Raw genomic sequence first — 22747 nt, 5'->3', positions numbered from 1 at the left:
TTTGTTTGATTGGTTGTTCAAAACCAACACCCGCAATTAAACCACATATTATTCCTATTCCGAATGATTTTACAATGCAAGAAGGTACTTTTGTACTTGATAAAAATGTTACTTTTCATGCAGATGAAGAACTCTATGCTGTGGCAGATTTTTTTAATGGTTATCTGGAAGAAAAATTAGGTTTTAGGCTAATAGTACACAGTATGCCTAAACGCAATGCAATTATTTTTACGTACGATCAAACTATTGAAAATGACGAAGGTTATGAATTGAGTATAGATTCTTCTATCATCAGAATCAAAGCGAAAACTCCAAAAGGTGCTTTTTACGGATTTCAAACTTTACGCCAATTTTTCCCGCCAACGGTAGAAAATAAGACGTTTCCAAATACGGAAATTCAACTTCAAAATGCTACTGTAAAAGATGCGCCTCGGTTTGTGTATCGCGGTATGCACTTAGATGTTTCACGTCACATGTTTTCCGTTGAGTTCATCAAAAAATATATTGATCTCATGTCACAATTGAAAATGAACACTTTTCATTGGCATTTAACAGACGATCAAGGTTGGCGCATTGAGATTAAGAAATATCCCAAGTTACAAGAAGTTGCCGCTTTTCGCGATGAAACGTTGATGGGACATTACAACGATGCACCTCAACAGTTTGATGGCAAACGCTACGGCGGATTTTACACACAGGAACAAGTTAAAGAGCTTGTAAACTATGCTGCTGAACGTTTTATTACCGTAATTCCTGAAATAGAAATGCCCGGACATGCACAAGCAGCAATTGCCGCCTATCCGAATTTGGGTTGTACAGGCGAAAACGTGAACGTAGCGACCAAATGGGGCGTTTTTGAAGAAGTATATTGTCCTTCCGAAGAAACCTTTACGTTTTTAGAAAATGTATTGGATGAAGTCATGCCGCTGTTTCCAGGAACATACATTCATATTGGTGGCGATGAAGCACCCAAAACCCGTTGGAAAGCTTGTGAATATTGTCAGGAATTGATCAAAAAGGAAGATTTAAAAGACGAACATGGTTTGCAGAGTTATTTCATCACGCGTATGGAAAAATACATCAATAGCAAAGGCAAACAAATTATTGGTTGGGATGAAATTTTGGAAGGCGGATTGGCGCCAAATGCTACCGTAATGTCGTGGCGCGGCATGAATGGTGCTATTGAAGCTGCAAAGTCAGGTCACAACGTTATTATGACACCAACTTCGCATGCGTATTTTGATTACTATCAATCAGATAATGGAGACGAACCGTTGGCGATTGGTGGTTATTTGCCGTTGAAAAAAGTATACAATTTTACTCCAATTCCGAAAGAATTAACCAAAGAAGAAGCTAAACATGTGTTAGGTGTACAAGGAAACGTATGGACGGAGTATATTACTTCTCCTGAAAAAGTAGAATATATGGCATTTCCAAGAGCGATTGCCATGGCGGAAGTTGCTTGGTCAATTCCAGAACGAAGAGATTATGATTTTTTTGTTAATGGCTTGGAGCAGTTTCACAAGCGTTTGGATGCGCAAAACGTAAAGTATGCCAATCATTTGTATGAGATTGAAGGGGAAGTTGCCAAACGAAACAATACAATGGTGTTTGACTTACAAACGGTTATTAGAGACAAAACAATTCGTTACACAACAGATGAATCGTCTCCTAATTTACAATCGAAAAAATATACAAATGTGTTGCCAATTGAGGGTTCTACGATATTGAAAGCCGCAGTTTTTGACGAAAAAGAAAAATTAGGTCGCGATTTTTCATTGACATTTAATCAGCATAAAGCAATTGGTGCCACCATCACACTCGAACCAAAAGCACACAAAGCGTATGCTGGAAGCGGAAAAGATGGTTTAATTAATGGAATTTCTGGAAGCGATACACGCTATGGTGATAAAGAATGGCTAGGGTTCTGGGGAAAAGATGTCACAATTACCATACAATTTGACGCACCTAAAAAAATTAGTAGTATTGCTACACGTTTTTACAATGCGAACGGACAGTGGATTTATGCGCCGAAAGAAATTGGTGTGAGTTATGTAAACGAAGAAGATGGCAGAACGCTGCATCAAATCAACCAAATTGCTACAAGTGAAGCTACAATAATTCCGCATACGTTTCAAATTCCAGAAATTACGACCAAACATATTGAAATTTTCATTCCAAATTACGGAACCATTCCTGAAGGTTTGCAAGGTGCAGGAAACAAAGCGTGGACGTTTTTGGATGAGATTGTTGTCAGGTGATTGGGTTGGTCGCTTTGCTCCTGTTGTTAGTTAGGATACTTTTTTCATTTAAAATTCAGCATTTAACATTTATAATTTAAATTTCGTTGTTCGTTGTTCGTTGTTTGTTGTTTGTTGTTCGTTGTTTGTTGTTCATTATTCATTATTGGTTATTCGTTATTCGTTGTTCGTTGTTCGTTGTTCGTTGTTCGTTGTTCGTAAAAATACTTTTACATTTTACATCTCGACTGCGCTCGATGTGACACATTTTGAGTTTTACATTTTATATTTTTTCTATTGGATGTTGAATTGATCTTCGAAACTTCTCAATACTCAATACTAACTTCTCAATTCTCAGTACTAAAAAAAGCTTTACGGAAAACCACATTGTATAAGTGTACGTTTTGTTTTACTTTTATGGAAAATAAGAGGAAGTTGAAATGAAATTAGTTCCTGTTATTTATCATATTTAGTATAAAAACAGGAATTCCGTATATACATACGTTGGCTGTAATTTAAACAAACCCTATGGTAGGATACTTAATGAGAAAATTTCTTTTCAAAAAGTTGTCGAATGCGATAACTGACATCGAGTTGACTAAAAGTGGATTTGTGATAAATGAACCTTTTGGTGCTAAACCTAAAGAACTTGAATGGAATGACGTAAAATCAATTCGCTTTTCGAATAATGACAAAGTCCTAATTGTAAAAACAGCCGAAAACGAAATCGCTTTGAATGATGACCAAATTGGTTGGTTTGAATTTATCCAAAATATTCCTGAATCATTTAAGCAATTTGATTTTAAAAAAGTAAATTTCATTATTGACTCTCTGAAATCTTGCGAAGTTTGTGGAATTGTGGCTGTTAGAAACAATATTTGTAAAGTTTGTGACTGTGAACCTTGGAATCAAAATAGCGGAAAAAGTAAGATAGACTATTTAAAAGAGAAACAAATTGAGCACTTTGAATATGAATTGAAAAATAAAAAGGAAATTAAAAAGATTGCAGAACCCGAGCATGGATTTAAAACAGACAGAAATTGGAAATTATATATTTGAAAATAAAAACTACAGCCAACAACGTGTATAATTCATTGCTAGTACTCGCCTACTTACGAAAATCCTCGAGGATTTTCTATTCGGTTTGTATTTACTAAATTAGTTGCTTAACCACGCAACTAACCATACACGAACACGTTACAGAACATAGTGAGAATGTTATAAGTATAACGAAGCTTAGCGGCTAAGTGGCGTAATATCCTTGAATGTAGATACGCAAACTGAGGCGAAAAAGTTGAACGCAAGCTGAAGTGAAAACGAATGATGCTAGTGAAATCTGAAATGCTAAACGTAGGTGAAATTCAAAAATCGAACCCGTTTTGAAGAAGAATTTGCAAAGGGTTTGAGGGAGAATTAAAATGGTTAAAAATATATTCTAGAAAACTATATATTTGACCGAAGCAAAATGTTTAGTACTTGATCATAAGTTCCTTTAATTTTTAGCAATACTCTATATTTTTATAAATTGAATAAAAAATAATTCTAAATGAAAAAACACTACACTTTTAAATGGAAAGAAATAATTACCGTGTCTATGATCCTATTTTCTTGGTTTTTTACTCAAGCTCATAACTATCGTAATCCTCTAGTTAGAAGTTACAATGCATCGGCAGAAGTAAATAGTTTAGAACATATTTCTTTCAATCCTGTTTGTCGAAGTACTTCAGTAGTTTTAAGTACTCCGACCCTCAATTCTCCTCCTTCCAATTCCGCTAATGCTAATGATATTTTTGTAGATTTTACATTACCCTTAGATGCAATGCCAGGAAGCGTAACGTTAACATTTACAGGATCATCGATAGTCGTAGTTATCTTTAATAACACCTTTGAAAATGCAGGACAACATAGTACAACTCTTGATGTTTCTGATATCACAAACAGTCCTTTTGTTGCCTCTAGTAATTCTTCTGTTTTGCCAGATGACACCTATTCTGTACAATTAGCGTATTTGGATACAACAGGGAATCCCTTTCTTAGTGATATCAATACTAATATTACTTATGATTCCATTACCTTGCCTCCATTACTTATTAGTCCTATGGATAACGCTGCTACGATAGCAGGATCTTCAATAATAGACTTACAATTTACAATTCCAGAAACACCTCTTGCAGGAACTGTTAAATTAACATTTACTGATGCAAGTAATAATGATACTGTTTTAACACTATCGAATATAACCTCTTTTAGTGGAAACATTGACGGATTAAATTTTGCATCATCTCCAGAAATTCTTATCGCTAGCTCAAACAGTTTAGAAGATGGTATTTACGATATAACCCTAGAATATCAAGATTCCGTTGGTAATCCCATAGCTACCGATACAGCTACAGGATTCTCCTTTGACACCGCTACTTTATCCAATGACACATTTGAATATAATAATTTCACTATTCTTCCAAACCCTACGTCCTCAAAAATAATTGTCAACACAAAAGAAAATATAAAAAATATTTCACTTATTTCCATTGTCGGATCCCAATTCCACGTCAAAATAGAACATACCATTAATGAAAAATATTCCGTAGATATGAGTAATTTAAGTAATGGAGTGTACTTTTTGGTTATAGAAACTGACTCAACATATTATACCAAGAGAATAATCAAAAAATAAATGTAATTTATCTTTAATTAAAAAGTAGAATGGTTAAAAACACGTTCAGTAACAAGGGGTATAAAAACATAGCTACTAAGTGTCAAATTTAAAGATTGGTACTTTCTCATAAACAACGTCAAATTTTTAAATTTGGCTTTTAAGACTGATAAATTAAAACAAAATATAAAAATTTGGCTCTGTGTTAATCCGAAAAGTTAGTGTCTTTTTACACGCTACGTTTCAAACACAAGTCCGTTACCTACAATTATGAAAAAACCGAGAATACTAATCATAACATTACTGATTTTTGCTTCTTTTCAATGTTTTGGACAAGAATATTCTTCACGTGCAATTGATGGAAACGGATTTGATTCTGTTTTTCAGAATATGGAATCAGGAAATTTTAGCGGAACTATAAACGGAGTTTTAATTGTGAGAGATTCTGAAAACAAGGAATCTTTATTAGATTTTCAAGGCAGTTACGCAAAATTGGAAATAGAAAAAGATGAAGACGAAGTTTATGATGTGAGTTATAAAAAATATACTGGAAAAACAACAAGCGGAAAAACGGAAATTAAATACGAAACCTACGCTTACGCAAACTCAATCGGAATTGAATTCAAAGGAGAATATTATGATTTATCGTTAATCGATGGAGCGTGTGATTTAGTTATTAATGGACTTGAATACTCTTATAAGTCTGAAAATAGTGCTGAATATCTAATTATAAGAATTACTAAAGAAATAGAATTAATGAATCGTTATGATAGCAAAATTAGAAAAGCAATAAAACTTTTACCGAATTCGACTTTGGTTTTAGCAATTAATCGGAATTAAAAACTAATGCCAACACCGGTAACCGTTGCGCAACCCTATAATTTCAAAAAAAACAAGGCATTCTTAGCACTTTTAAGAGTGTCTTTCTTTTGACTCTCGTTACAGAGTTCTAAAATTAATATCGCTTACAATCAAGATATAGTTGCCAAATAGTAGCATTATTTTGGAAATGACTAAAGTAAGTGATGTGGCTTCACTTTTTGTAGTTTTTGTGATGAATTTCAGGTATTTCTTCAAGTTATAAGCAGTAAGTTCATAAAATAGTCTTAATCCAGCTAAGAAGATAAACGACGATAAAAATTCTCTTTAGGAATACGACCACTTCACTGAAAATTGTTGAATAACTTTTCTTGATAGATTTTCTTGCCTTGCATATATTAAGATAAATAATAATTCTTTACCTTGGACTTGTGCAACAGCCACAAGGTGTATAATTAATTGCGGCTGAATTTTCTCTACGGAAATTCAATCTTATTAATTATCTTTCCGCATAAACAGAAAAGAACTAGCATCCTTTTCCCGCAAAAAATCATACACAAATACGTCAGACTGTCTCAAAACCCACACATAATTTTCTATTTATCTTAAATATTCCGATATTTAAGTATGGAATATTTAAAAGGAGATTCTAGGACACAACTTACATTATATACTACTTGTCTTGACGATATGATACCTCAAGATAATTCAGTACGATTTATAGACGAATTTGTCAACACACTTAATTTGCAAGAATTAGGTTTTGATGCCATAGCTTCTCAAGGAAGACCACCTTACAACCCTGCTGATTTACTAAAGTTATATATCTATGGGTATATGAATCGCACTCGATCCTCCAGAGTTTTGGAAAAAGAATGCTCCCGAAATATTGAAGTGATGTGGCTTTTGAAAAATCTTAAACCAGATCATAATACGATAGCGCGTTTTAGAAAAGAAAATCCAAAAGCTATCAAACGAGTTTTCAGGCAAAGTGTAACCATTGCAAAGAACTTTAACTTGATTGGTGGAGTTCTTATCGCGGGTGATTCTACCAAATTAAGAGCGCAGAATAGCAAGAAGAATAATTACAATAAGAAAAAGATTGAACGGCATTTAGCATATATTGATAAAAAACTATCACAATACAATGCAGAATTGGCTACTGCTGATAATGATAGTAAAGCTCAAATTCAGAAAAATATTGAAAATCATAAACGACATCAAGTTAAGTATACGCAGATAAAGCAAGAATTAGAAGCTGATACAACTACTGAAAATCCTCAGTTATCTACGAGTGATCCAGACAGCAGACATCAAATAGTAAGAGGAATGATAACAGAAGTTTGCTATACTGCACAAACTACTGTTGACGAAAAACATAACATACTTATTGATTATAAAGTGACCAATCAAAACGATAAAAAAGCAATGGGAATGATGCTCAGAAGAGCTAAATCTATTTTAAGGCATCATCAGTTTACAGCTCTTTACGATAAAGGATATCATACAGGAAGTGAATTTGATACTGCACATACATTAGGAATAAAAACTTTAGTAGCTATACCAAATATAGGAAGAGCCAGTCAAGCTCCTGATCCTAAATATAATGTAGAATATTTTAAATATGATAAGCACAAAGATTGTTATATATGCCCAAAAGAACAAGAACTAACAAGTAACCAAAATTGGTATAAGACACGTAACTATAAGTTCAAACAATATAAAACCAAGGCATGTAAAACTTGCCCTGTTAGGAACTTATGTACAACAGCTAAAGTCAATGGAAAGATCGTACAGCGAAGTCAGTATGCCTATGCAATTGAAGCCAATGCAAAACGAGTAAAAACCAATGAAACAACATACAAAAAGCGACAAGCTATCGTAGAACATCCCTTTGGAACCATTAAAAGACAATGGGGTTTTGATTATATTATTACGAAACGAACAATTGAATCGGCATCTGCTGATTTTGGATTGATTGCTTTAGCCTATAATCTGAAAAGAATTATCAATATCCGTAAAGCTTCAAGGAGTAGCAAAAAACACTGTTTGTGCCATTTTAGAAGGCTCAACCGCTTACATGAGCCCAAAAAGAGCAATATTGGCGTGTTAAAATCATTATTCTATAAAAGACAAGAAGTATTTAAAATAGCTGCGTAATTTTAAAATTTAGTGTAAATTAGAATCTTAATAGGTAGTTTTGAGACAGACTGACGTTGTACCACATTAAAACCAACCAATATGAAAAGAGTATTTATAGTTTTTTTAGTATCCCTAATTTATTCTCAATCTTATGCTCAAAAACCAAGAGCAAGAGATTTAGGAGTTCCGTTTGTTGGTAAGACTGGCGAATTTAATGCCATAACGGATGTTAAAGGAGTTGAAGTAGGTTATAGTACTATAATTTCTGGAGAAGGAGAAAACATTATTGGCAAAGGACCTATAAGGACTGGCGTTACTGCAATATTTCCCAGAGGAAAGTCCAAAAAATTTAGTCCAGTATATGCTAACTGGTATAGTCTTAATGGAAATGGAGAAATGACTGGCACAACTTGGGTAACAGAATCAGGTTTTTTGGAAACACCCATTATGATTACAAACACCAATAGTGTTGGAGTTGTTCGAGACGCAGTATTGAAGTGGTATGTAGAGTCAGATTGGTATAGCGGAGAAAATTGGTGGTACACCTATCCTGTAGTAGCTGAAACTTATGATGGTTTTCTAAATGACATATATGGTTTCCACGTCAAAGAAGAGCACGTACTAGAAGCTATAGAAAACACCTCAAGTGGAAAGATTGCTGAAGGAAATGTTGGTGGAGGAACGGGAATGATGTGCTTGGGCTTTAAAGGGGGAACAGGAACGTCTTCTAGAGTTTTTAAAATTAAGGATTCGACATATACAGTTGGAGCAATTGTACAATCCAATTTCGGAGCCAAGAGAAATTTATCAATAGCGGGAGTTCCAGTTGGAGTTGAATTAAAAGACACTTTAAACTACAAGTTTAATGCGCCACCGAAATCTAGGAGACAAGAAGGAGATGGTTCAATTATAGTAATAATAGCAACAGATGTACCTCTTTTGCCTCATCAATTAAAAAAAATCGCTCAAAGAATTCCACTAGGAGTTGGAATTGTTGGCGGACGAGGAAGTAATGGCTCTGGAGATATTTTTTTGGCATTCTCTACTGCAAATGAAAACGCATTTAATCGAGATGAAACCACAACTGTTGAATCATTACCTAATGACCAACTAATGCCAGTTTTTGAAGCAACTGTTCAAGCAGTAGAGGAAGCAATTATCAATGCAATGGTAGCAGCTGAAACTATGGAAGGAATTAACGGAAATAAAGCCTATGCTTTACCGCACGATTTACTTATTGAAACCTTGAAAAAATATAATCGCCTGAAAGAATAACGTGGTACAACACCATGTATAATTCATTGCTAGTACTCGCCTACTTACGAAAATCCTCTCGGATTTTCTATTCGATTTGTATTTGCTAAATTAGGTGCTTAAAACACGCAACAAACCATACACAAACACGTTGCACATAATTAGAAAAACCTTTAGAGAATTATACCAATTTACATTTAAATGGTACTAGGTGAAAAAGTAAACATTTATGAAACTTATAGAAGTCAACAATACAAACTACAGGTTTGTAAAAGATTTTAAACACAACCAAGAAATTAGAGCGAGTTTCAATGAGCTGACTCAGGCAGTATTTCAATTCGATTTAGAAAAATGGTATTCAAATGGTTACTGGAATGACAATTACATTCCATATTCGTTATTGCATAAAAATAAAGTGATATCAAATGTTTCGGTTAATAAAATGGAGTTTATTATTGAAAATGAGAGAAAAGTAGCTGTTCAAATTGGTACTGTAATGACACACAAAGAGTATCGACATCAAGGTCTTAGCAAGTTCATTATGGAGGAAGTAATAAATGAATGGAAAGAACAGTCTGACTTTATATATCTATTTGCAAACGATAGTGTTCTTGATTTCTATCCAAAATTTAATTTCGAGATTACAGATCAATACCAATATTCGAAAGAGCTAAGCACTAGTAAAACTCAAAATTCATCATTAAAAAAACTTAATATAGATGCCAAATTTGACAGGGAGTTATTTCTAAGTATCGTAAACGATACAAGTCCAATATCCAAAGTGTCAATGCAAAATAATACATCGTTAATTATGTTTTATTGTTTATCATATAAGAAAAATAGTATTTATTACCTCGAAAAACTCAATACTGCTATTATTATGGATATCGAAGATGACACGCTTTATTTAAGCGATGTATTTTCAAAAGAACGAGTTCAACTTAACGATGTAATTCAACGAATAACGGATGAAACTATAAAAAGAGTAATATTGGGATTTACGCCATTTGATGAAACCGATTACGAAAGAAGTTTGTTAAAAACAGGAGATACACTCTTTGTAATTAAAGATATGGCTAACTATTTCAAAAATAATAAATGGAGTTTTCCAGTTTTATCTCACGCTTGAAAAAGCAGACTCGATAAAAAATATGCATCGCACAGTATTGAATTCATTACTTGGTTCTTAGATTCCTAGAAAATTCAGCATATATTTTCAATAGGATTGTTGTCTTTCAGTAATCAAGGGCTAAACAATACTAATTTTACTATAAGATGCGACTTAAAAAGCGAAGTTGCTTTGGCATTACAGAACGCTGCGAATGTTTTGCATCCTATAGTAGAATTGATATAATATAACATAACAAAACCATAATTTGTATAACAAAAATGAAAATAACAGCATTAACATCTTTTTGTGTCGATTTCTTTCCTGAATTGGATAAAATATACGTTGGAGGAAATTCATTGAACTTTGCGGCTCAATGCAAACTTTTAGGATATAAAAATACCTCTGTAATTGGTGCCATTGGAAAAGATAAATTTGGAAAACTAATAGAAAATCAATTAGATAAATTAAATATCAATCGTTCTAGGTTATATCAAATTAACGAACCGACTGCATCAAATAAAATTTTCATTAATGAAAAAGGAGACCGATATTTTAAAAACGATAGCTGGAATGGAGGCGCATTTGATAAGTTTAGATTATCAGAAAGTGATTGGAATTCATTAGCCGACAGTAAAATTGTTGCAATGCCAGCTGGTGCCCCAAACTTGAAAGAACTTTTAAAGAGACGAAATGAAAATCAATTAATAGTGATTGATTTTTTAGACTACTTGGGAATCGACTTTATCAAAGAACATATAAACAATATCGACATTGTGTTTCTGAGTGGTAAAGAAGAAATGCTAGATGAACTACAAGAACTTTCTTCCCAAAAGGGAAAACTAATAGTGACAACTTTAGGAGCGAAAGGCAGTGTAGCCCTTTTTGAAAATAAAAGATATTACCAAAAAGCGATTGAAGTTGATAAAATTGTTGACACAACAGGCTGTGGAGACGCTTTTCAAGCAGCTTTTAGTATTGAATGGCTGAAAACTAAAAACATAGAAAAATCATTAAAAGAAGGTTCAATTGCTGCTCGTAAAGTTTTGAATTTTGTAGGTGGAGTTGAACAAGAATAGAAAACTACCTGCAACACCAGCAACCATTACAAAACCCAATAAGTTCATAAAAACAAGGCATTCTTAGTACTTCTAAGAATGTCTTTCTTTTAGTTTTTCCATAAAATCCTCAAATGAACATTGCTGAAAATCAAGATATAACCACTAAAAAACAATAAAAGTATTCTTTAGCACTGCCATTACATCATTGAAAATTGTTGCGTACTATTCTTAATTGATATTCCAAAAAGGTTTTTGACTTCAATAAAATTTTGTTAACACTCTTGAATTCTTTATATTAACATCATAAAGTTGTTGACCTACAATTACTTAACTTTATAACGCCCAAATCTTATTCGTATGAAATCCTACTATACAATTACCTTAATCGCCCTAATATCGTTTCACAGTATGTATGCAACAGACTATCACGTCGGTCCTGGACAACCACTAGCAAATATCGCTGAAGTTCCATGGGATGCCTTACAAGCAGGAGACAAAGTTTACATCCATTGGAAAAGCACGCCTTATTATGAAAAATGGGTGATTAATGCGCAAGGAACAGCGCAAAATAGAATTGAAATTATTGGAGTGAATGGTCCAAGTGGACAAAAACCCATAATTGATGGAAATGGTGCTGTCACTCCTACAAATCTAAATTATTGGAATGAAGTAAGAGGTCTTATCAAAATAGGTGGCTCTAGCATTCCTGCTGATGGTTTACCGAGCTATATTACCATTGAAAATTTAGAACTAAAATCTGCAAGACCTGCCTACAACTTTACAACGGATAATGGTCAAACAGATACTTATGCAAGTAATGCTGCGTCCATTTACATAGAAAAAGGAGCGCATATCACCATTAGGAATTGCAACATTCATGACTCTGGAAATGGGATCTTTATTGGAGCTAACAATGGACAGTCAAACAATATTCTTATTGCCAATAATTATATCTATGATAACGGAATTGTGGGAAGTTTTTTTGAACACAATACATATACAGAAGCATTAGGGATTACCTATGAATACAATAGGTTTGGTCCATTAAGAGCAGGAGCCACAGGTAACAACCTTAAAGATAGATCCGCAGGATTGGTTGTTCGATATAATTGGATTGAAAGCGGAAACCGTCAACTAGATCTTGTTGAATCTGGAACATCAGAATTATATAGCGATCCCTCGTATTCCTCCACGTATGTATATGGTAATATTCTCATAGAGCCTGATGGGGCTGGGAATTCTCAAATACTACATTATGGAGGAGATAGCGGAACAACATCCAGGTATAGAAAGGGAAATCTCTACTTTTATAACAATACAGTTATATCCACAAGAAATTCCAATACGACACTTGCTCGTCTCTCCACGCAAGATGAGACCATACACGCGTTCAACAATGTAATCTATACTTCCAATAATGGAAGCAGTATGGCAATGACCAATGCAAACGGAACTTTAAATCTTAATCACAATTGGATTAAAACAAATTGGGTAAACTCACACAGCGGTTCAGTACCAGGTACTGTGAACGATCAAGGTAATAATCTAGCTGGCTCTGATCCATTGTTTGTAGATTTCGCGAATCAAGATTTCAACTTACTAGACACTTCACCATTAATTGATACAGGAAGTGCAATTCCTGCCATTCACCTTCCAAATCATAATGTATTGAATGAATATGTTATGCACACAAATAGTATAGTCAAACAAATTATAAACACTTTGGATATAGGCGCACTTGAAAACCAAGCTCCGCTGACAATTACGGACATTTCTGAAGAAAAAACGATGTTGTATCCCAATCCGAGTACTTCGTTGGTCAATATAAAAAACATTGAACCCAATACAATTAAAAGTATTGCATTTTACGCAGTCAATGGTCAATTAGTTTTAACGGCAACAGACACAACAATTGACATAAAAGATATTGCTAGTGGAATGTATTTTGTGAAAGTTAAAACTACAGATACTCAAACAATTTTCCGATTTATAAAACAATAAGCTAACCAAAACTTTATAAATAAACTTCAAAACACCGTCACCAACCTCAACGCTTCGCACGCACTTTCAACACCAAATTATATTCCCGTGCCAACTCATGAATTTCAGCATACAATTTTGCATAATCTTCATGAACATCTAAGGTTTTAAAAGCTAAAATACGCGCTACCAACATACGATAGGTAGTTTTTGCATGAATGCGTAGACTGGTGAAAGTAGGTGCATCATTAGCAGTGATTTCTGAGATTCTTGCTACAAACAATTTGCCAAATTCTGTATTGACAGTTTGGAGCCTACTAGCCCACTCTGACAATTGTAGCGATGCAACAGCTGCTTGTAAATCTTTTTCGGTATGCCATTCTTGCATCATATTGGAAATCAGTGCCGTTTGGGATTGATATGCCATGCGGTGTACATCCTTTCCATAACTTTGAAAATGTGTATGTAAACGCTTAGCTGCCGCTTGTTTGGTTGCGTCAAAATGATACTTATTTCCTCTTAATAAATGACGAATTCCCACATACAATTGATCGCGTTGGTTGTCGAGTAATGTCAATTCATTTGTTAAAGGTCGTTCTTGTTCAGTTTCAAAAACCGACGCTAAGGCTTGAATCGCAGTTTCAAAATGGTTTTGTTCGTTCATCAACTCTAAAGCAAATACATCATAGCTATCAAGCAATTTCAACGCATCTTTCATAAATTGCAAAAACTCGCTATTGCGATAGTTTTTTAACGAAGGTGACGGAAAGTTGTTCATTTTATGTTTTTTCTAATGATTCAATCGAGCATACTAATATAATTATATTTTCATTCATAAATTAGATTCGGGATTATGAATACAGTAACGTTTTAACAATTATTTATATTCGGATTCTAAAAAACAAAACTGTTTCTTATAATTACTTCTTTCGGAATATTAATTACAAAATTGTTTTCTTAATTTTCTCTTTGCGGAAAATGAATTACTAAACTGTAATTAGCATTCCGAAACATACAAAACATTCCTGCAACGCTGCAACAAGCTTCCCGCTAAAAACGAAAAGACCACGCTCCACTGTTTAATCAATAAAAATCATATCAATAATTGAAAGATTTAGCGCAACAAAAAATAATTTTAAATGATATCTTTGGGAATGAAGTTAAAGTTGAAGAGTTTAGTGTAAAAACAAAGAACATGATTAGATACTAACTGACAACTCCTAACTGACAACAAAAGCGAAGCAAAAAAGAAAAACCAAAAAGCGTTCACATTGAGCCTAGCAAAATGAAGCGACCTAAACCCAAAACCAAAAAACAATGCTTCTAGAAATCTGCGCAAATTCGTATCAATCTTCCATAAATGCATCAACAGCTGGTGCACAGCGTATCGAATTGTGTTCGGAATTGGCAGTTGGCGGCATCACACCTTCGTACGGATTGCTCAAAAAAGTAATGCACGATGTCAAAATTCCTGTGCAAGTGCTAATTCGTCCGAGAAGTGGCAATTTTACCTATTCAGATGCAGAATTCAACATCATGAAAGCGAATATTATTCTATGTAAAGAATTGGGCTGTAGCGGAATTGTTTCTGGAGTGCTGCACAAAGATTTCACTATAGATTTAGAACGAACCCAAGAACTCGTAGAACTCGCCAAACCAATGTCATTCACGTTTCACCGCGCGTTTGATTGGACACCAAATCCGACAGAAGCCATTGTACAATTAGCAGATTTGGGCGTAGCTCGTGTGTTGACTTCAGGACAAGCAGAAAATGCAGAAAAAGGCATCGAGTTGCTTCAAACATTGCAAAAAATAGTTCCAAATCGTTTGATTATACTGCCTGGCGGCGGAATCAATCCAGAAAATGTGCAACTCTTCATTGATGCTGGATTTCAAGAAATTCACAGTTCGGCTACGAGTTTTCAGCAAACCATCAACACACCAAACATCAGCATGAATAGTGAGAAATTTATAAGCGATACACACATCCCAATTTCCAACACCGAAAAAATAAAACAAATCCTAGCACGCATTCACACCAAATTATGAACAAACTTTTACCGCTCTTAGCAGTCCTCATATTAATTAGTTGTGCAAAAACGGAAGTGCCAACGGTTGCAAACATTCACCAAAACTGGGAATTCAAAGCAACGACAGATTCAACATGGAATTCGGCAAGTGTCCCAGGCAATGTATATTCAGACTTATTAAATCATACAAAAATCCAAGATCCGTTTTTTGGCGCAAACGAACTCAGCGTTCAATGGGTTCCTACGAAAAATTGGGACTATCAAACCACATTCGAGCTTGACGCAAAAACGTTGCAAAAATCGAATATCGAACTGACTTTTGAAGGTTTGGACACCTACGCACAAATTTACCTCAACGATTCATTACTCGGAAAAACCAACAATGCGTTCCGTACATGGACTTTCGACATTAAAAATCTAGCGAAAGCGAGCAATTCCTTACAGATTCACTTTCAAAAAACGAGCATTCAAGAAGAAAAAGAAACGGCGAAATTAGATTACATATTGCCGCCTGGCGCACGTGTATTTACACGAAAAGCACAATTTCAATACGGTTGGGATTGGGGACCGATTGTAAATACTTCGGGAATTTGGAAACCGATCAAAATTACGTCGTGGAACAATATGAAGTTGGACGATGTGTATTTTAAACAAGAATCACTAACGGATTCACTGGCTTCATTGAGTGTAGAATATACGATTTCCTCTGATGAAGATGTAAATGATGCTTCTTTCGAGATAAAATACGGCGAAACAACACATACAGCCAAAACACCTATTTACAAAGGCACACATACATACGCAACACGATTTCAAATTAAAAACCCAAAACGTTGGTGGACGTATAATTTGGGCGAACCACATTTATATGAGTTTGACGTCACACTAAAGCAAGGAAACGACATCAAAGGACAAGAAACGGCAAAAGTTGGTTTGCGAACCATTCAATTAATTCGAGATAAAGACAAAGCAGGAGAAACCTTTTATTTTAAACTCAATGGCGTTCCGGTGTTTATGAAAGGTGCCAATTACATTCCGCAACACAGCATGCAAGACAAAGTGACGGATGCACATTATGAAAAATTATTAAATGATGTTGTCGGTGCCAATATGAATATGTTGCGCGTTTGGGGCGGCGGAATTTATGAAAATGATATCTTTTACAAATTATGTGATGAAAAAGGAATACTAGTCTGGCAAGATTTTATGTTCGCTTGCGCGATGTATCCCGGAGATGCAGCATTTTTAGAAAGTGTACAGCAAGAAGCGATTGATCAAGTAAAGCGATTGCGAAACTATGCTTCTATTGCACTTTGGTGTGGAAACAATGAAAACAATGAAGCGTGGCATCGTTGGGGTTGGCAAACTGATAAAACAGAAGCTCAGAAAAAAGAAATCTGGGATAGTTATGTGACAGTCTTTAATCGAATTCTTCCAGAAACGGTTGCCAAATACAATCCGTCTATTTCCTATTGGGAAAGTTCCCCAAGTTACGGACGCGGCGATGCACGTTTTCAATTTGAAGGCGATGCGCACGATTGGGGCGTTTGGCACGATGCATTTCCGTTTGAACGTTTTGAAGAAAAAGTACCGCGTTTTATGAGCGAATTCGGGTTTCAGTCGTTTCCTTCGTATGAAGCCATTCGGTATTTTACGGGAGAAGATAGTATTAGCATCAATCACGACAGTTATAGTACGCATCAAAAGCATCCGCGCGGTTTCAAACTGATTCGTGAATATATGGAACGCGATTATCCGGTACCAACTTCGGGTGACGATTATGTATATACGAGTCAATTAACGCAAGCCAAAGGTATGACAATGGGCATGGAAGCACAACGCCGTGCCATGCCGTATTGTATGGGAAGTTTGTATTGGCAATTAAACGATTGTTGGCCCGTAGTTTCATGGTCGAGCATAGATTTTATGGGGAATTGGAAAGCGCTGCATTACAAAACAAAAAAGTCTTTTGAAGACGTGTTGATTTCTTCTGTGGTGGAAAATGATACCATTCACACGTATATTGTTTCTGATAAATTAGAAGCCTTGGAAGGTGAATTAAACCTTAGTTTTTTAGATTTTGAAGGATCAAAAATTCATGAAATAAAGAAAAACATAAAAGTCCCTGCAAACACAAGTCTATTAGTTGCGGAAACGCCTGTTTCAGACATCAATGCCAATCCAAGCGATTATGTAATGAAAGCAGTCTTCGACTCCGCTCAGACTGCGAATGCTTCAAATTCAACTTCAGCTTCGAGTTCAACCTCAACTTCCCTATTCTACGTGGCACGTCCAAAAGAATTGAACTTACCTGAAGAAACTATTTCGACGAAAGTCACCAAAACCGAAGTTGGATTCACCATTGAAGTTTCTGCCAAGACGTTACAAAAAGATGTATTCTTTCATACCAAAGCTAAAGGACATTTTTCAGATAATTTCTTTGATGTATTGCCAAATCAAACAGTTACCATTACGTTTACCACAGAAGCTGAGCATATTGATGATTTAGCATTTAAGACCTTGAATGGAATTCAACAACCTATTGTAAAATAATCGTGCCTTTTTTGGTATTTTAGCCTTCAATTAGACTTTCAACTTATGAAAAAAGCTGTATATATCGTTATTCTAACTTTCATTATTTCCTGCACTTCCAAACCAAAGCCCGAAGAAATTATTGGGAACTATACGTTTCAACTATTACAGAATATGCGCAATCTTTCCCAAGAAGAATTTAATTCTTACTTCATCAGTTTAGAAGAACTGCGGGAGTTTGCCAAAGACAGTACGATTGAAGATACGTTCAGAAATGCTATTACGAATGTTTCAAAAGAAACACACACTATGCGACTACAGCAAGCCTACGAAATGATTCAAGAATCGGGCTATCGTTATCATATTGACTGGAGAAACATTACGTTTAGAGAATATCCGTATACGGTACGAAATGAAAGTGGCGTTGCTTTTCAAGACGGATTTGTCGCGTTTGATTTCAACGAAAAAAAGTTTGTCACTAAAATTGTTTCCATTACTTTTAAAAACCAACAACGCTTGTTCAATTTATCAAACATTGAACCTGTACGAAAGCAATAATCTTTGATTTTTCATGATGAAAAAAGTATATATTCTCCTAATTTGTGTATCCCTTTCGGGAATGTTCCATGCGTGCGACTCTAATTATGTATCGCACTCCAATGTAGGCAAACATGTGTTTCAAATTTTGAAAACGCTTGATACGCTTCCGAAAGAAACATTCCGTGAAAACTTTATCGCTTTTGAGCAACTTAAAAGTATGATCAATACTATTAAAGAAGGTGAAAAGTTAATTCCTAAGATTGCTCAAATGACCTCAGAAACGTATAATTCTGACATAAATTATATTTTTGACAACATCCGTGTAGAAGGAGCTAATAATTACATCCTCTGGAAAGATATTGAGTATGTAGATTATAAACACCAAACGACCAGAAACCGAAGCATGACGCTAAATTTTGGAACATTGTTTTTTAAGAAAAATCAAGAAAACTTCAAAATCGGTATATATTGGCTGACAGATTTAAATGTTTCTGGGCTGTTAGGTTTGGGCGGATTGCAACGCGTGGAATAACACCTATTGGCATGTGTCATACACTTTTAAAACTTGCCAAATCCAATAATTATCCTCAAAACAAATCATTTTCATGAAAAAATTAGTGCTTGTTATTATTGTGTTGAGTTATATATACGTCCTTTCTTCTTGTGATGAAAAACATGTAGCGCCCAGCAATGTAGGAACACATGTGCTTGGCATATTGCAAACGCTCGATACGCTTTCTGAAAGTAATTTTGAAAAGCACTTTATATCGTACAATGAACTCCACAACACGATGTCTGATATTGGAGCAGCTGCCAGAAAAGCTTTCTACGATGCACCTTTAGACAAAGACAGTTATGCAGAAGCTATCAACGACTTATATCACCAATTTAAAGTAGGAGAAATGAAAAATTATATTACTTGGAAAGATATGGAGTATGTTGATTTTGAATATCGAAAATATAGCGACTATGGAGTTACGCTGATTGCAGGAGTTTTACGCTTCAAAAATAGCAAAGCAAATTACAGCATTAAAATTCATTGGTTGTCCACTCCCAAAACAGCAGGCTTATTAGAATTGTTCTCCTTCTGGGAAATGAATCTATAATTTTTTTATCTTTAACCGCAACGAATATGGCTGTTTTATGAAAAAACTATCTTTTGTGTTGATCGTATTGATCGCCACTACACTCTTTCTTTCTTGTCAACAATCAAAACGCCTTTCCAAAAGTGAAGATGTAGGTCCGTATGTAGTACATCTGTTGAAAAACTTTGAAAATACTTCGTTAGAAGACTTTAAAAACAAGCTGCTTACGCTAGAGGAAATCAAAGCGTATGGAAAAAAATATGCGGATACACTTTCACAAGAAACGATCAAAAGCATTGAAAGTATTAAAAAAGAAAATTACGAGAATCTCACCAATAAGGCTTACAATGACATCAAAGCTGGCGGAGAAAAGTATAATATTGATTGGAATGCCATTACATTTTATCAATTTGACTTTAAAGAACGTACTGCTGATGGTTTGACAGGAATTGGTGGAGAATTGCTTTTTACGTTTAAAGATACCATTTATGAAGTTCGAACCACTGCTTTAAAACTTGAAAATAAGTACATTCCTGTCATTGCAAACAGACTCAAACAAAAAGAACCTACCGAATAATATAGCTTATCAACATTTTAACACAACTTCTCATGAAAAAAACACTATTCCTCTTCATACTATCGCTAACAATTAGCTTTTCAGCGTTTGCTCAGATAAATAAAAAAGTGGATATGCCAGAAGCATTAGGCATGTATGCGTTTAAGCTCTTACAAAATTTTGAAAACACTTCTGATAAAGAGTTTATTTATAGCTTGTTAACGTTAGAGGAATTGAAAGCATATACCACCAAACATGTTGATGCTGAAGAAAGTTATACTAAAAGAGAAATCAATAGATTAACCACTGAAGAATACCATGCAAAAATCACTAAAGAATACACTGAACTCCAAGAAAATGCTAAGACCTTTAAGATCAAATGGAGTGCTATTGAATTCGTAGATTTCACCTATGAAGAAAAAGCGGAAGATGGTTTCACAGGCATTCAAGGAAAGTTATTTTTTAAACACAATAATGTAACGTACCGAACCAAAGTAGATGCCTTTCTAATGGAAGACAAATATGCTCCTTTGATTGTAAGAAGTCTTATAGAAAAGAATATAAATTAATTGGTTTTCAACCATTTTGGTGTTGTTTTTGGAACAAAATTACGCATGCGTTCTAACAAGATTTGAATGTCTGTTTCAATGATCAACATGTCAAAATTCTTAGGTTTCAACAATTCTTTCTGCATCATAGTTTGCATCATCGCGATAAGTTGGTCATAATATCCATTGCTATTTAAAATTGCCACAGGATGTTCCATTTGAGCCAATTGCAAAGCGGTGATGACTTCAAAAAGCTCTTCTAGTGTTCCAAATCCACCAGGCAATGCAATGAATCCTTCTGCCATATCAATCATTTTCATTTTGCGTTCTACCATGGTCTCTGTGGTGTGCAATTCCGTGAGTTCAGTATGAACAACTTCTTTGCGTTTCAAAAATTCAGGAATCACACCAATCACTTTTCCTTCATGTTTCAAAGCAGTATTGGCAACCGTTCCCATAATTCCAATTCTGGCGCCACCATAAATAACAGTAATATTTTCTTCGGCTAATTTCTTTCCCAATTCGGCAGCGTCTGCAACGATTTTCGGATCGTTTCCTAAACTACTTCCACAATAAATGGCGATGCTTTTCATGTATTTGTTGATTCGTTAATTTGTTGATTGTTGATTGTTGATTGTTGATTGAAACTATATTTTCATTTGTAATTTAATAGTATCCATCTATATCGTTGCCAAGACCATCCGATCCACACCAAAAATATCTTTTCGCAACTCTATATTATGAAATTGCTTTTCCTTGAGCATTTCCACCATTTCCTGTCCTAAATATTGATTGATTTCAAAATACAAGCTTCCGTTTGGTTGCAAGTATGCTTTCGCGAGATTGGCAATTTGATCATAAAAAACCAACGGATTGTCATCTGCTACAAACAACGCGGAATCTGGTTCGTATTCCAACACATTTTTCTGCATTTCAGCTTTTTCCAAATTCCGCACATACGGCGGATTCGATACAATAAGATCAAACAACAATTCGTCTTCTTCAAACACGTTCAAGTCTTTCAAAGACAATACATCTGCCTGCATGAATTCGACAGAAACATCATTACGTTCTGCGTTTTTTTGTGCCACTTTCAACGCATCTTCTGAAATATCGAGCGCGTATACGTCGGCGTTGGGTAAATTTTTCTGCAAAGCAATGGCAATACAGCCACTTCCTGTACCAATATCTAAAATTCGAAGCGGTTTATCTTTAAAAAGTTTTTTTATATTGAGTAAAATCAAAGCCACCAATTCTTCCGTTTCTGGTCGTGGAATTAAGGTGTGTTCATTGACAAAAAAATCCAAACCATAAAAGTGCGCTTTTCCTAAAATATGCTGAATCGGTTTTTCAAGTTTCAATTCGCTCAACGCTTCAAATAGCGGCGTTTCTTGCGCTTTGGTAATGACAAAATCAGGCGTTAACACCAACGCAAATCGCTCCAAACCAACATACGCTTCTGTCAGCATAAAAAAGAAGCTATCCACTTCATTCTTTCCGTAAATGTCGTCCAATTCTTTGTGAAATATGTCTTGTATGTCTTTTAGTAGCAAGGTTTTTTAATTAGATCGCTTTCGCTGTTCGCTGTCAGTTAGTTTATTGATTTTCGATAAATTTATTTTCAAACGCCCTATTATATGGACTTACGCTTACTTTCTTAAAATTCTATTTTCTTGATTTTTATAAGAGTACCGTTTTATTATTTTTTTCATTCTTCAAATATATCTAATTCTTTGATGGCTTTATCTACGATTCGCTCGTCAATATAGTGCTTTTTCAAGACTGTATCTGTTGCGTGCGAAGATAGTCATTTTGAATTACCAGTTTATGATGAAGCTGTCACCAGTATCAAGCTGAGTTATGCGCAATTAGTACTATTGATTGATGGGGTTTCTATTGCGCATGTTCGCGGGAAAAAGCGTTATAAATTGCCTGCATAAATTGGGTGAAAACATTGTGGTTTATCTATAATATTAGTACTTTTCTCTTGTGAAAAATGGTAGTGCTAATCGAAGGAAGAAAGGAAAATACATCATACAACACTCCTACAAAAGAAAACCAACCACATTTAGCTAACGTGATTGGTTCTTTGGATAGACTTTGGGAGCGTTTTAAAACAAGTCATACTACAATGATAGAAATTGTAATAAAACAGCTTAAAATTGCTCTTAATCAAAACTAACTATCAAGACTTTTTAG

Annotated in this window: 20 protein-coding genes; 17 read left to right on the top strand and 3 right to left on the bottom strand. The window is 34.7% G+C overall.

From position 1 onward, the window contains the following. The first annotated feature begins 5 nt into the window (after window positions 1–5). The 9 genes from KORDIASMS9_RS15555 (at window position 6) to KORDIASMS9_RS15515 (ending at window position 13278) form a co-directional block, all read left to right on the top strand. Window positions 6–2261 carry a beta-N-acetylhexosaminidase gene (locus KORDIASMS9_RS15555; protein ID WP_240321063.1) on the top strand — a complete coding sequence of 752 codons (2256 nt, stop codon included), beginning with the start codon at window positions 6–8 and terminating at the stop codon, window positions 2259–2261. A gap of 507 nt (window positions 2262–2768) precedes the next feature. After that, entirely contained in the window at window positions 2769–3299 is a 531-nt protein-coding gene (locus tag KORDIASMS9_RS15550) for a hypothetical protein (RefSeq protein ID WP_162819992.1), read from the top strand. A 487-nt stretch (window positions 3300–3786) separates the two neighbouring features. Then, window positions 3787–4914 (top strand): T9SS type A sorting domain-containing protein, encoded by a 1128-nt coding sequence (locus KORDIASMS9_RS15545; protein WP_114903720.1) that lies wholly within the window; start codon window positions 3787–3789, stop codon window positions 4912–4914. A 249-nt stretch (window positions 4915–5163) separates the two neighbouring features. Further along, the gene (locus KORDIASMS9_RS15540) at window positions 5164–5733 is read left to right on the top strand and encodes a hypothetical protein (RefSeq protein ID WP_114903719.1); all 570 of its coding nucleotides are present in this window, start codon (window positions 5164–5166) and stop codon (window positions 5731–5733) included. A gap of 606 nt (window positions 5734–6339) precedes the next feature. After that, the gene (locus tag KORDIASMS9_RS15535) at window positions 6340–7872 is read left to right on the top strand and encodes an IS1182 family transposase (RefSeq protein ID WP_114902588.1); all 1533 of its coding nucleotides are present in this window, start codon (window positions 6340–6342) and stop codon (window positions 7870–7872) included. Between the two features lie 81 nt (window positions 7873–7953). Next, window positions 7954–9129 carry a P1 family peptidase gene (locus KORDIASMS9_RS15530; protein WP_114903718.1) on the top strand — a complete coding sequence of 392 codons (1176 nt, stop codon included), beginning with the start codon at window positions 7954–7956 and terminating at the stop codon, window positions 9127–9129. A 208-nt stretch (window positions 9130–9337) separates the two neighbouring features. Continuing rightward, a complete protein-coding gene (locus tag KORDIASMS9_RS15525) occupies window positions 9338–10237 on the top strand; it encodes a GNAT family N-acetyltransferase (protein WP_114903717.1) in 900 nt (299 codons plus the stop codon). 260 nt (window positions 10238–10497) lie between these two features. Then, the gene (locus KORDIASMS9_RS15520; protein ID WP_114903716.1) at window positions 10498–11295 is read left to right on the top strand and encodes a carbohydrate kinase family protein; all 798 of its coding nucleotides are present in this window, start codon (window positions 10498–10500) and stop codon (window positions 11293–11295) included. A gap of 339 nt (window positions 11296–11634) precedes the next feature. After that, a complete protein-coding gene (locus tag KORDIASMS9_RS15515) occupies window positions 11635–13278 on the top strand; it encodes a T9SS type A sorting domain-containing protein (RefSeq protein WP_114903715.1) in 1644 nt (547 codons plus the stop codon). Window positions 13279–13324: 46 nt separating this feature from the next. Here the strand turns inward: KORDIASMS9_RS15515 and KORDIASMS9_RS15510 are convergent, their stop codons facing one another. Further along, entirely contained in the window at window positions 13325–14035 is a 711-nt protein-coding gene (locus KORDIASMS9_RS15510) for a DUF6261 family protein (RefSeq protein ID WP_114903714.1), read from the bottom strand. A 539-nt stretch (window positions 14036–14574) separates the two neighbouring features. Between KORDIASMS9_RS15510 and KORDIASMS9_RS15505 the strand changes: the two genes are divergently transcribed. From KORDIASMS9_RS15505 to KORDIASMS9_RS15475, 7 genes are all read left to right on the top strand, one after another. Continuing rightward, window positions 14575–15306, top strand: a complete 732-nt coding sequence (locus tag KORDIASMS9_RS15505) for a copper homeostasis protein CutC (protein ID WP_114903713.1) — start codon at window positions 14575–14577, stop codon at window positions 15304–15306. Then, complete coding sequence (locus KORDIASMS9_RS15500) at window positions 15303–17840, top strand: glycoside hydrolase family 2 protein (protein WP_114903712.1); 2538 nt, start codon at window positions 15303–15305, stop codon at window positions 17838–17840. The genes KORDIASMS9_RS15505 and KORDIASMS9_RS15500 overlap by 4 nt, the downstream gene beginning before the upstream one ends. Window positions 17841–17885: 45 nt before the next feature. Further along, the gene (locus KORDIASMS9_RS15495) at window positions 17886–18377 is read left to right on the top strand and encodes a hypothetical protein (RefSeq protein ID WP_114903711.1); all 492 of its coding nucleotides are present in this window, start codon (window positions 17886–17888) and stop codon (window positions 18375–18377) included. Window positions 18378–18390: 13 nt separating this feature from the next. Beyond that, window positions 18391–18891: a hypothetical protein gene (locus tag KORDIASMS9_RS15490; protein WP_162819991.1), complete on the top strand. Its 501-nt coding sequence runs from the start codon at window positions 18391–18393 to the stop codon at window positions 18889–18891. A gap of 73 nt (window positions 18892–18964) precedes the next feature. Further along, window positions 18965–19465, top strand: a complete 501-nt coding sequence (locus tag KORDIASMS9_RS15485; RefSeq protein WP_114903709.1) for a hypothetical protein — start codon at window positions 18965–18967, stop codon at window positions 19463–19465. 37 nt (window positions 19466–19502) lie between these two features. Beyond that, the gene (locus KORDIASMS9_RS15480) at window positions 19503–20021 is read left to right on the top strand and encodes a hypothetical protein (RefSeq protein WP_114903708.1); all 519 of its coding nucleotides are present in this window, start codon (window positions 19503–19505) and stop codon (window positions 20019–20021) included. Window positions 20022–20053: 32 nt separating this feature from the next. After that, window positions 20054–20569: a hypothetical protein gene (locus KORDIASMS9_RS15475; protein ID WP_162819990.1), complete on the top strand. Its 516-nt coding sequence runs from the start codon at window positions 20054–20056 to the stop codon at window positions 20567–20569. Here KORDIASMS9_RS15475 and KORDIASMS9_RS23740 read toward each other — a convergent pair. Both KORDIASMS9_RS23740 and prmC read right to left on the bottom strand, forming a co-directional pair. Further along, on the bottom strand, window positions 20566–21141 hold the full coding sequence (locus KORDIASMS9_RS23740; protein ID WP_205318002.1) for a TIGR00730 family Rossman fold protein: 576 nt from the start codon (window positions 21139–21141) through the stop codon (window positions 20566–20568). The genes KORDIASMS9_RS15475 and KORDIASMS9_RS23740 overlap by 4 nt on opposite strands. Window positions 21142–21228: 87 nt before the next feature. After that, on the bottom strand, window positions 21229–22101 hold the full coding sequence (gene prmC / locus KORDIASMS9_RS23735; RefSeq protein WP_205318001.1) for a peptide chain release factor N(5)-glutamine methyltransferase: 873 nt from the start codon (window positions 22099–22101) through the stop codon (window positions 21229–21231). A gap of 443 nt (window positions 22102–22544) precedes the next feature. Here prmC and KORDIASMS9_RS15465 point away from each other — a divergent pair, with 443 nt between their 5' ends. Continuing rightward, window positions 22545–22730: a hypothetical protein gene (locus KORDIASMS9_RS15465; RefSeq protein ID WP_205318000.1), complete on the top strand. Its 186-nt coding sequence runs from the start codon at window positions 22545–22547 to the stop codon at window positions 22728–22730. The last annotated feature ends 17 nt before the right edge of the window (window positions 22731–22747 follow it).

The sequence above is a fragment of the Kordia sp. SMS9 genome (assembly GCF_003352465.1).
In the GTDB taxonomy this organism is placed as follows: domain Bacteria; phylum Bacteroidota; class Bacteroidia; order Flavobacteriales; family Flavobacteriaceae; genus Kordia.
The sequence above is the reverse complement of the archived record's forward strand: the minus strand, read 5'-3'. Positions and strand labels throughout refer to the sequence as shown.

What these genes read in the sequence shown, in the direction of transcription:
- KORDIASMS9_RS15520 (WP_114903716.1), top strand. Translation starts at nt 10,498, where the DNA reads ATGAAAATAACAGCATTAACATCTTTTTGTGTCGATTTCTTTCCTGAA.
- KORDIASMS9_RS15465 (WP_205318000.1), top strand. Translation starts at nt 22,545, where the DNA reads ATGGTAGTGCTAATCGAAGGAAGAAAGGAAAATACATCATACAACACT.
- KORDIASMS9_RS15515 (WP_114903715.1), top strand. Translation starts at nt 11,635, where the DNA reads ATGAAATCCTACTATACAATTACCTTAATCGCCCTAATATCGTTTCAC.
- KORDIASMS9_RS15525 (WP_114903717.1), top strand. Translation starts at nt 9,338, where the DNA reads ATGAAACTTATAGAAGTCAACAATACAAACTACAGGTTTGTAAAAGAT.
- KORDIASMS9_RS15485 (WP_114903709.1), top strand. Translation starts at nt 18,965, where the DNA reads ATGAAAAAATTAGTGCTTGTTATTATTGTGTTGAGTTATATATACGTC.
- KORDIASMS9_RS15540 (WP_114903719.1), top strand. Translation starts at nt 5,164, where the DNA reads ATGAAAAAACCGAGAATACTAATCATAACATTACTGATTTTTGCTTCT.
- KORDIASMS9_RS15530 (WP_114903718.1), top strand. Translation starts at nt 7,954, where the DNA reads ATGAAAAGAGTATTTATAGTTTTTTTAGTATCCCTAATTTATTCTCAA.
- KORDIASMS9_RS15510 (WP_114903714.1), bottom strand. Translation starts at nt 14,035, where the DNA reads ATGAACAACTTTCCGTCACCTTCGTTAAAAAACTATCGCAATAGCGAG.
- KORDIASMS9_RS15550 (WP_162819992.1), top strand. Translation starts at nt 2,769, where the DNA reads ATGGTAGGATACTTAATGAGAAAATTTCTTTTCAAAAAGTTGTCGAAT.
- KORDIASMS9_RS15535 (WP_114902588.1), top strand. Translation starts at nt 6,340, where the DNA reads ATGGAATATTTAAAAGGAGATTCTAGGACACAACTTACATTATATACT.
- KORDIASMS9_RS15500 (WP_114903712.1), top strand. Translation starts at nt 15,303, where the DNA reads ATGAACAAACTTTTACCGCTCTTAGCAGTCCTCATATTAATTAGTTGT.
- KORDIASMS9_RS15475 (WP_162819990.1), top strand. Translation starts at nt 20,054, where the DNA reads ATGAAAAAAACACTATTCCTCTTCATACTATCGCTAACAATTAGCTTT.
- KORDIASMS9_RS15545 (WP_114903720.1), top strand. Translation starts at nt 3,787, where the DNA reads ATGAAAAAACACTACACTTTTAAATGGAAAGAAATAATTACCGTGTCT.
- KORDIASMS9_RS15495 (WP_114903711.1), top strand. Translation starts at nt 17,886, where the DNA reads ATGAAAAAAGCTGTATATATCGTTATTCTAACTTTCATTATTTCCTGC.
- KORDIASMS9_RS15505 (WP_114903713.1), top strand. Translation starts at nt 14,575, where the DNA reads ATGCTTCTAGAAATCTGCGCAAATTCGTATCAATCTTCCATAAATGCA.
- KORDIASMS9_RS23740 (WP_205318002.1), bottom strand. Translation starts at nt 21,141, where the DNA reads ATGAAAAGCATCGCCATTTATTGTGGAAGTAGTTTAGGAAACGATCCG.
- KORDIASMS9_RS15490 (WP_162819991.1), top strand. Translation starts at nt 18,391, where the DNA reads ATGATGAAAAAAGTATATATTCTCCTAATTTGTGTATCCCTTTCGGGA.
- KORDIASMS9_RS15480 (WP_114903708.1), top strand. Translation starts at nt 19,503, where the DNA reads ATGAAAAAACTATCTTTTGTGTTGATCGTATTGATCGCCACTACACTC.